Raw genomic sequence first — 1,683 nt, 5'->3', positions numbered from 1 at the left:
GAGCCGGGTGCGGGAGACCGACCTGGCCGCCTACGCCCACCAGGACGTCCCCTTCGAACGCCTCGTGGACGAGCTCAACCCCACCCGCTCCCTGTCCCGCAACCCGCTCTTCCAGGTGATGCTGGTCCTGCAGAACCTGCCGGAGGCCCAGGGCCAGTGGGACCTGCCCGGCCTGAGAGTTGCCCCACTGGACGAGGGGCCGGCGGACGCGACGGCCCGGTTCGATCTGTCGCTGACGCTGGTGGAGCACCGGGACGAGACCGGGGCTCCGGCCGGCCTGATCGGCGGGCTGCTCTACGCCGCCGACCTGTTCGACGAGTCCACCGCCCAGGCGCTCGCCCAGCGGTTGGTGCGGGTGCTGGAGCAGGTGGCCTCCGACCCCTCTGTACGGCTCAGCCAGGTCGAGGTGTTGGACGAGGTCGAGAGGGAGGCGGTGCTGTGGGGGTGGAACGACACCGCTGCCGGAGTGGCGGAGGGGACGTTCGGCGGGTTGTTCGAGGCGCAGGTGGCGCTGACGCCGGACGCGGTGGCGGTGATCGGAGCGGGTCGGTCGTGGTCGTATGCGGAGTTGGACGCGGCGGCCAACCGGATCGCGCATGAGCTGATGGGCCGGGGCGTGGGTCCGGAGGACCTGGTCGGCGTGATGATGGAGCGCTCGCCGGAGCTGATCGCGGTGCTTCTGGGGGTGGGTAAGGCGGGTGCGGGCTACCTGCCGATAGACCCCCGTCACCCCGCGTCGCGGATCGCCTTCATGCTGGACGACGCCGCCCCGGTGCTGACGGTGTGCACCACCACCACGGAACCGTCGTTGTCGGCTGCTGCCGCTGATGCGCCGCGGGTGGTGTTCGACCTGCTGGACCTGTCGGGGTTGCCGGGCACTGCGCCGTCGGATGCGGATCGGGTGGCGCCGCTGCACCTCGATCATCCGGCGTATGTGATCTACACCTCGGGGTCGACCGGGACGCCGAAGGGTGTGGTGGTCTCCCATCGCGGGGTCGGCAGCCTGGCGGCGGCGCACATCGCCCGGTTGGGGGCGGGGGGCGGGGCGCGGGTGCTGCAGTTCACCTCGCTGAGTTTCGATGTGGCGTTCGCGGAGTTCTGCACCGCTTTGTTGTCGGGGGGTGCGTTGGTGGTGGCCGGCAGCGAGATGCTGCCGCCGTACGGGTCGCTGGGCGAGGTCACCGCCGCCTTCGGGGTGACGCACCTGATGATGCCGCCGTCGGTGCTGGCCGCGGCCGATGACCTGGCCCCCTCGGTGCGCACGGTGTCGGTGGCGGGTGAGGTGTGCCCGTCGTCGTTGGTGGAGCGGTGGGCGGAGGGCCGCCGGTTCGTCAACGCCTATGGTCCGACCGAGGCCACGGTGATCGCGACGATGAGCGGCCCGTTGTCGGCCGGTGTGGGTGCGGTGCCGATCGGGCGGCCGATCGAGAACACCCGGACCTACATCCTGGACGACCACCTGCGGCCGGTGCCGCCCGGCGTGACCGGCGAGTTGTATCTCGCGGGCGCCGGATTGGCGCGCGGGTATGCGAAACGGCCGGCGTTGACGGCTGAGCGGTTCGTCGCGTGTCCGTTCGCTCTTGGGGAGCGGATGTACCGGACGGGTGACCTGGCGTACTGGACCGCCGACGGGCAGATCGTGGTGTCCGGGCGGGCCGACGACCAGGTCAAGATCCGCGGGTT

1 protein-coding gene is annotated in these 1,683 nt (G+C 71.3%); it reads left to right on the top strand.

The features are described 5' to 3' along the window. On the top strand, positions 1-1,683 hold a 1,683-nt coding region (locus Mam01_RS35940), incomplete at both ends, for a non-ribosomal peptide synthetase (RefSeq protein ID WP_204289677.1).

This window comes from Microbispora amethystogenes, from assembly GCF_016863015.1.
Lineage (GTDB): Bacteria > Actinomycetota > Actinomycetes > Streptosporangiales > Streptosporangiaceae > Microbispora > Microbispora amethystogenes.
The sequence above is the reverse complement of the archived record's forward strand: the minus strand, read 5'-3'. Positions and strand labels throughout refer to the sequence as shown.